Source organism: Halorussus litoreus (assembly GCF_003382685.1).
Classification (GTDB): Archaea; Halobacteriota; Halobacteria; order Halobacteriales; family Haladaptataceae; genus Halorussus; species Halorussus litoreus.
On record NZ_KZ859506.1, the window covers coordinates 121712 to 129649 of the forward strand.

General features: G+C 70.4%; 7 protein-coding genes. 3 read left to right on the top strand and 4 right to left on the bottom strand.

Annotated elements, in window-relative coordinates:
- Nucleotides 1–430 precede the first annotated feature (430 nt).
- The 4 genes from DPQ64_RS02760 to DPQ64_RS02775 all read right to left on the bottom strand — a co-directional run bounded on the left by DPQ64_RS02760 (nt 431) and on the right by DPQ64_RS02775 (nt 5689).
- Nucleotides 431–2188 (bottom strand): type II secretion system protein, encoded by a 1758-nt coding sequence (locus DPQ64_RS02760; protein WP_115862824.1) that lies wholly within the window; start codon nt 2186–2188, stop codon nt 431–433.
- The gene (locus DPQ64_RS02765) at nt 2188–4146 is read right to left on the bottom strand and encodes an ATPase, T2SS/T4P/T4SS family (RefSeq protein WP_115862825.1); all 1959 of its coding nucleotides are present in this window, start codon (nt 4144–4146) and stop codon (nt 2188–2190) included. The genes DPQ64_RS02760 and DPQ64_RS02765 overlap by 1 nt, the downstream gene beginning before the upstream one ends.
- 425 nt (nt 4147–4571) lie before the next feature.
- Entirely contained in the window at nt 4572–5150 is a 579-nt protein-coding gene (locus DPQ64_RS02770; RefSeq protein ID WP_115862826.1) for a DUF7311 family protein, read from the bottom strand.
- On the bottom strand, nt 5150–5689 hold the full coding sequence (locus tag DPQ64_RS02775) for a DUF7310 family coiled-coil domain-containing protein (RefSeq protein ID WP_115862827.1): 540 nt from the start codon (nt 5687–5689) through the stop codon (nt 5150–5152). The genes DPQ64_RS02770 and DPQ64_RS02775 overlap by 1 nt, the downstream gene beginning before the upstream one ends.
- Before the next feature lie 167 nt (nt 5690–5856).
- Here DPQ64_RS02775 and DPQ64_RS02780 point away from each other — a divergent pair, with 167 nt between their 5' ends.
- The 3 genes from DPQ64_RS02780 (at nt 5857) to DPQ64_RS02790 (ending at nt 7790) form a co-directional block, all read left to right on the top strand.
- Entirely contained in the window at nt 5857–6936 is a 1080-nt protein-coding gene (locus tag DPQ64_RS02780; protein ID WP_115862864.1) for a tubulin/FtsZ family protein, read from the top strand.
- Nucleotides 6937–7013: 77 nt separating this feature from the next.
- Nucleotides 7014–7319, top strand: a complete 306-nt coding sequence (locus DPQ64_RS02785; protein WP_115862828.1) for a toxin-antitoxin system TumE family protein — start codon at nt 7014–7016, stop codon at nt 7317–7319.
- Between the two features lie 48 nt (nt 7320–7367).
- Nucleotides 7368–7790, top strand: a complete 423-nt coding sequence (locus tag DPQ64_RS02790) for an HVO_A0114 family putative DNA-binding protein (RefSeq protein WP_115862829.1) — start codon at nt 7368–7370, stop codon at nt 7788–7790.
- The last annotated feature ends 148 nt before the right edge of the window (nt 7791–7938 follow it).

Genomic DNA, 7938 nt, shown 5'->3' on the forward strand with positions numbered 1-7938 from the left:
GGTTGCGGTGCGGTGGCGGTTCTCAGATGCCTCGGGAGTAGCTAGCTTCCTGCTGTCGTTCGCTCTGTCGGAAAACTCGTTCGAGCTAGCTACCTCCGAGACACATGACTTGAAGCCCTCGCTCGTCGCTACGCTCCTCGCTCGCCCTTCATCCGCCAGGCCCGCACCGCGACCGCGGGCCTCGGACCTCCCCAGCCTCCTGCGTTGTCTGCGAACTGCGTTCGCAGATCAGCGAGACGCCGCAGGCGTCTCGCAAGCCTCGGCCTCCGTTTCACTCCGACCTGCGCTACTCGTCCCTCGCGCGGTTTAGCGCGGCATACAGCCGCGCCGCACGCGCCGGGTGGAAAATAAAGCTAGCGCGCCGAGTCGAATATCGAGCCAGCGCGCCGAGTGGAACGTCAAGCTAGCGCGCCGAGTCGAAAGTCCACCGTCACGCAGCCAGCCCCGCGCCGACGAACCCCGCGAGGAACGACCCGACCGCGGCGAGTAGCGCCAGCCCGACCCGATAGCCCACGAGCGCGCGGTCGAACCCGCGCTCCAGCCCGGTCGCAATGGCCGCGAGGATGATCGCAAGCACGAGTACGTACGCGCCGACCGCGAGACCGAGCGCGGCGGTCGGGAGCGGATCGCCGAGCGTCCCCGAGGCCATCCCGTCCGCGAGCGCGACCGTGGCACCGCCGACGAGCGGGCCGAAGATTCCCGCCGTGTTCCGCAGGGTGCCGGTCACGCTGGCGAGTTCGCGGCGGGCCTCGCGCTCGACGCGCTGGAGGTCGTCGACGTGGTCGGCCATCGAGACGATGGCTCGCCCGGCCGGTCGCCCCTCGCGGGCGGCCAGCGCCAGCAGGGACGCCACGGTCTGGGCCTGCGGACTCGGCACGTCCGCGAGCGCGCCGTGCTCGCCCAGGAACGCCTCGCGGACGCCGACCCGGAGCCGTCGCTGGACGCCCGCAGCCTCCGCGAGTGCGTCGCCCGTCCGACCCGCGACCTCCGGCGCGGCGTCCGCGATGGCCGACTCGACCGCCGCGCCGTCGCTCACCCGCCTGCCGACCAGATACAGCGCGTCGGCCAGATTTTCCTCCACGGCGCGTGCGTCGTCCCGGACCCGCTTGACCGGCCGGAACCACCAGACGAGCGCCGCACCGACCGAACTCCCGACGACTGCGGGCCAGCGCGTCCACGCCGGAAGCGGAACGGTCGCGCCAATAGCGACCAACCCCGCGACTGCTGCGACCAAGATCGCCGGCCAGCGCCGGTTCGGAACCGCAGGATGCGCCCGCGAGACTGCGGGCGGCGGGAACGCCGCGGGCCTGCGGACCAGCAGCCACGCGCCCGCGACGAGCAGGACGGCGGGCAGGAGTAGATCGTAGATTGCGACCAGGACGGGTACCGAAACGGGGACCCCCGCGACGCTCGCGGCGGGGAGGACCGCCACGAGCGCGAGTGGAAGGAGGACGCCGAAGGCGTACAGCGCGGTCGTCGGCCCGCGGACGCGCTCGGCGAACGCCGCCATCCGGTCGCGGGTACCGTCGAGCATCGCGTCCATCGCGCGGTCGAGCGACCTGTCGCGCTCGCCTGCCGGGGCGTCCGCGGCGGCCTCCACGAGCAGGACGGCCCGCCGGAGCGGCGGGTTCCAGTCGGACCACGCCGCGCCGAAGGCGGCGAGCCCCGAGCGCGGGGTCCCGGCGGCTCGCCGGACGTGGGCGGCGAGGCTGTCGGCCAGCGGTCCCTCGCCACTGGCCGCGAACGCCGCCGCGCGCTCGCTCGCGGGTTCGACGCGAGTCCGCAGCACTGCTCGCGCGACGAGCGCAGGCGCGGCCCCGAGCGCGGCGGTCCGCCGCGCGGTCGCCAGCCAGACGGGCCCACGGCGCGCGAGGAAGGCGACGCCGAGAGCGAGCGCGATGACGGCGGCGAACCCCGCAGCGAAGTACGAAGCGGGAACCGGCAACGCGGCCGAGACGAGCGCGAGCACGCCGAGGCCGCCGGACGCGAGCGTCACGGCCGCGCCGTCTCCTGCGCGGACGACGGCTTCGGCCTCGGAATCGACCTCGACCTCGGGGTCGGCCTCGACCTCGCGACCGATCTCGAAATCGACGCCGAGGTAGGCCAGCGCGCGCTCCAGATCGTCGTCGGCCTCGGTCGAGAACGGGGCGAGTCGCGCCAGTGCGGACAGAATCGACGACAGCTCCATCACGGCTCCCTCCGGTCGGCGTAGGCCGCCACCACGTCCTCGGGACCGGTGCGGTCCTCCCGGACGAGTTGTGCGAGCAGGGCCCCTCTGTCGGCCAGCGCCGCGCGCACGTCGGCGTACGACTCGTCCGAGCGCGCGAGCGACGCCGCGAGAACGCTGTTCCCCCGGTCGATTCGCCCGGTCGCTTCCAGTGCGTCGTCTCGGATCTCGAACAGCGTCTCGAACCGGTCCTCGCTCACGACCTCCTCGACGGTCTTCACCCGGCGACGAGTACCGGATTTGGCGGTCTGGCAGTTGTCGCCTGACTCGCTGGGCACTGCTTCGAGCGTGACGACGAGATCCGTCGTCGCGAACGACGACGCGGGGACGCCGAGGTCCGAGACCACGCGCTCGCGGACGCCCTCGCCGCCGTCGCCGTGGATGGTCCCCAGCACGGCGTCGCCGCTCGCGCCGACGCGCATCGCCTCGTAGAGGACTGCGGCCTCCTCGCCGCGGACCTCACCGACGACCAGCGCGCCCTCGCCGAGTCGGAGCGCGGTGCGGAGGGCGTCCGGCGGTTCGAGCCCCGGCCCGTCGCCGGTCGCGGTCCGGAGCGGCTGCACGTCTCGGCCCCGCTGTTGGAGCGACCGGATCGGGAGTTCGGGCGTGTCCTCGATGACGACGGTCCGGGTCGCCGCGGGGAGCTCCCAGCAGAGCGCGCCGAGCAGGGTGGTCTTGCCCGCACCGCGGGGACCGGCAACGAGTCCGGCCGCCGCGCGTTCTGCCGCGAGAGAGAGGAGCGCCGCCGCGTCCGCCGGGAGGGTTCCGTTGGCCACGAGCGCGGGCAGGGTCCACGGCGTGGCGTCGTGCGCGCGGAAAGCGAACCCCGGCCCGTCGCTCGCGGGGTCGGTGACGCCCGCGACCCGGACGGTGCCAGTGCTGTGCTCCCCAGTCTCGCCGATTCCGGTGCCAGTTTCGGCCGTGGCGTCGAGCGTTGGGGCCGCCCGAGAGAACGCTCGACCGCTCTCGCGGCGGAATCGAGAGGCGAGCGTCTCCGCACCCGAGGCCGTCAAGCGAACGTTCGTGTGCATGCGCTCGCCGTCGACGGTGACCCGGAGCGGGTTCTCGCCGACCGGGGCGGTGGCGAACACGTCCGACACGCGGGAGTCGGCGAAACAGTCCGCGAGCACGCCGTACCCGCGGGTGTGCTTGCGCAGGACGGCCGCGAGTGCAGCCACCGGGTCGTCGGAGTCGGCGACCTGCCGGACTGCTCGCCCCGGCGCGCGCTCTCCGGCGGAGAGTCCACTCTCGCTTTCGGTACCGTCTACTGCTCCGTCGGCGAGCAGGCCGTAGGCGTCGGCCAGCGTCGCCAGCGCGGACTCGTCGAACGCGTGCTCGACGGGTTCGAGGTGATAGGTCCGGAGCGCGCGGTCGTCCTCGTAGATGCGGACGGTCGCGCCGGTCGGAAGGTCTCGCGTGTCGGCCAGCGCGGCGTCCGGCGGCGGGCGCGCGGCGACCCGGGCCTTCGCTATTCTCGGACCGACGAAGGCTCGGAGCGCGTCGTCGTACCCCTCGGCGCGGCGGGCGCACGCCGCGAGTCCGGTCTCGGCGACGATCTCGCCCGGCGGTCCCGCGCGTCCGAGCCCCGCGCGGGCCGCGCCGAGCGGGTCCCGGCCCGCGCGCTCGGCCAGCGACTCGTCGTAGAACGCCACGCGTTCGGCGAACCGCCCTGCGGCGACCAGCAGGGCCGCGGTTTCGTCCTCGTACGCGCGTTCGAGGTGGTCGGTCCGGGCCACCACGGTGTCGGCCTCGCGGTCGGCGAGCGCTCCGACCGCGGTCGCGCGACAGGCCGGTTCGGCGGCGAGGTCGCCCGCGCCGGGGCAGTCGCTCGCGTCGAGCAGGAGTCGGTCACGCTCGAAGGTCGGTTCGCAGGCGCACGCGGGGTCGTCGTCCTCGAATCTGGCGAGCAGGCTTCGCATGGGCCGGTTTCGTCCCGCCTTCGGATTTAAAAGTCAGGGCGAGACGTGGTTCACGGTCGCGTGGAAGACATTCGAATTCTCTCCCAGCGTGCGCTGGGGAGTTTTCCCAACCGGCGCGTGCTGCGCGGCGCGTTTATGCGCCGCGCAAAGCGCGCGAGGGAGGCGGCCGCGATTTTGCGGCCGCCGAGGCTGGGGAGGTCCGAGAGGCTCTCGCTGTGCGGTTGCGGTGGCGGTGCCGTACGGTGGCGGTGCTGTGGGGTGGCGGTCGCGGTGCTGTGGGGTGGCGGTGCTGTGCGGTTGGGATGCAGTTGCGGTCTTCCCCGAGACTCAAGCAGTAGTTGCGGACTCGACCGTTCAAGGGGTTCACAGCCACGTATCCCCTTCAGCAGGAGCTACCGCTGTCACTTCCCGTGTTTCGCGCAGCCTCACCAACCCACCATGAAAGGCGGTGGCTTCCCGAGTCCCGAAGCTGCCGACTCGTTCTGCACCGACGCGCTTCGCGCCGACGCGACCACCACCGGTCGCCCGCCAGCCCGAACGAGTCGAAGCGTCACGAGGGACGACTCGCCGCCAGGGAGGACGAGCGCCCGGTCGTCCGACTCGATTGTCTCGCCGTCCGGAACACCGCCCGCGCCGTCCAGAGCGACACGCAGGTCGACCGCGACTCGCCTGACGTTCACCGAGCCGCCGGCTAACCGGTACGCGAGCAGGTCGCGGTCGTCGTTGTCTACGTCCACCCGTCCCTCACTTCCGGCGGGAAGTCCGGCGAGCGAGACGAACGCCACCGGCGCGGTGGTCGGCGACTCGCCGGGAACCGCGATCTCCACTGTCCGGCGAGCGCCGGGGCTCTCCTCACGAACGAGTGCGCGGGCCGCCGACTCCACGCGGTCGAGTTCGCGCGCGACGAGCCGGTCGGTGCGAGTCGTCCGCGCCTCGTCCAACGCGGGCATCACCGCCGCGACGATGGCCGCCGCGAGCGCGAGGCCGAGAACGACGCGGAGCATCACCGCGCTCCCGTCAGCGGTGCCGCGAGCCCCGCCAGCGCCGCCGCGAGTCGAGCGAGCACGCCGGACTCCTCGCTGCCGATTTCGGCCTCGGATTCGGTTTCGGTCCCGGATTCGGTCTCGGATTCGAGAGTCCGCTCGCCGTTCCGCCCGGCCGCTGTCGAGCGCCCGCTCGAACGCGACGCGCATCCGCACGAGCGGTCCTCGTTAGGTCGAACCGGTTCGCCGCCGTCGGACGAGATCGCGTCGTCTCGTTCGAACTCGGCTTCCAACTGTTCGGCCTTCGCCAGTGCGGCGTCCGCGTGGCGCTCGACCTCGTCGTTGACCGCGCGGACGTTGCCGACGTAGCCCCGGAGCGCCTGCGTGGCGGCGTCGAGTTCGTCGAGTCGCTTCTCCACCTCGTCGAGACGGTCGGCCAGCGATTCGACTTCGCGGGTGCGTGCGGCAGCGTCCCGGACGTGAGTCAGGTCCTGCTCTCCGTCGGTGAGCGTCCGCTCGACCGCGCGGAGTCGCTCGTCTATTGCGTCGTGGTCGGGCATGGGCCGGTTTCGTCCCGCTCTCGTACTTAAATATACGCCCGAACGAGGGTTTCCCGGGCGTATCTCGAACGTGATCGGCGCTCGAAAATATCTGATATTCGTCACGACGGGCGGTGTCTCGTGTCCACGCCGGAAGGTTGAATAGCCATCAATTCAACGGAATGCGCATGAAAGTCGTCCTGATTGGCGTCGGACAAGCCGGTGGGAAACTCACCCAGCGGCTGGCCCAGTACGACCAACGGATGGACTTCGGTGCGGTGAAGGGAGCACTCGCGGTCAACTCTGCGAAGGCAGATCTCCGGGAACTCGATCTCGACACGGTGCTCGTCGGACAGGACAGAGTGAAAGGCCACGGCGTCGGTGGTGACAACGAACTCGGTGCCGAGGTGATGGACAACGACGCGACCCAGGTGATGGACGCGCTGGACGGTCGCATCGCCGCGGAGACGGAGGCCATCTTCGTCGTCGCCGGACTCGGCGGCGGCACCGGCTCCGGGGGTGCGCCCGTGCTCGCGCGCGAACTCAACCGGGTGTACCAGATCCCCGTCTACGGCCTCGGTGTCCTACCCGGTCGAGGCGAGGGTGCGATGTACCAGGCCAACGCCGGGCGGTCGCTCATGACGCTCGTCCGCGAGGCGGACGCCACGCTGCTCATCGACAACGACGCGTGGCACACTTCCGGCGAGAGCGTGGGCGAGGCGTTCGACAAGATCAACGAGAACATCGCCCAGCGCGTGGGACTACTGTTCGCGTCGGGCGAGGCCGTCGAGGGGGTCGGCGAGAGCGTCGTCGACTCCAGCGAGGTCATCAACACGCTCCGGTCTGGCGGCATCGCCACGCTCGGGTTCGCCAGCGCGAAGGCCGCCGAGGACGCCGAGGAGAACATCAACACCGTCACGTCGGTCACCCGGCGCGCGCTGCTGAGCAATCTCAGCCTGCCGAACGCCGTCGAGGCCGACTCCGGCCTGCTGGTCGTCGCGGGCAAGCCCGAGTCGATTCCGCGAAAAGGCGTCGAGCGGGCGCGCAAGTGGGTCGAAGAGGAGACCGGCAGCCTGCAGGTCCGCGGCGGGGACTTCCCGCTCGACAGCGGTCGGCTGGCGTCGCTCATCCTGCTCGGCGGCGTCGAGCGCTCCGAGCGCATCGAGGAGTTCATGGAGCGCGCGAAGGAGGCCAGCAAGAAGGCCGAGGAGCCCAAGGTCGACCCGGCCGAGCAGTTCCACAACGACGAACTGGACGACCTGATCTAACTGGTATACGTTCTTGGAAACGTTGTTGGCGTAGGGACCAACATTTATATTGTTGGCGATTCTGCCAACGATTGTCGATGGCTCCGAGCGACCGCGACGAGACAGTCGTCGTCTTCGACCGACGCCGTGATTTCGGTAACGAAGTCGTCAAACTCCGTGTGCTTCGGGTGCCGACATCCGAAAAGTTCCCGAAGGGAATCAAGTACGCTTACCACTACGGCGAGAAAGGGAAGGCCGACCCGTTCCTGCGATACGACAATCACCACGGCGTTCACGAACGACACGAGGGCGAACACGTGGAGGAAATCGACTTTCCGGGATACGAAGCACTGCTCCGGCGGTTCGTCCACGAAATACCCGTCCACGTCGATTTGAGCCGGTGACGACGACCGACCACGTTTCAGATACTCACCGCGTACCCACGCCAAACCATGACCGAACCAGACACCGAACCCACGACGCTGACCATTCGCGTCGAATCGGCCGAGTCGTTCTTCGAGGACGCGCTCGACGATCTCGAACGGCTCGAATCCGACGACGTCGAGGAGAGCCACGTCCTGAGTCTCCCCGATGAAGACGCGCTCGACCGCGTGCTGAATCCGAAAAATCTCGAACTGCTCCGGACGACCCTCAATCGGGAACCCGCGAGCGTCCGCGAACTCGCTCGCTTCGTCGAGCGTGACGTGAAGAACGTCTCGACGGCCGTCAACGAACTCGCCGAACTCGGCGTCGTCGAACTCGAAGCGGAGGGCCGAGCGAAACGACCGGTCGTCTGGTACGACGAAATCGAAGTCCGGTACTCGCTCCGTGATCGGGACCCGGACTCGGGGGACCGAACTGCTGGCGTTTCGTAATCCAACGTGAACCGGCGAGACGGTCGGAGCGGCCGACCAGCCAACTCGACGGCCGACAGTGGACGCGGCGGCCGACCAGCCGACGCCTGCGGTCGCGGGGGGGGGGGGCGGGGGGGCGGGGGGGGCCCGCCCCCCCCCGCCCGCCCCC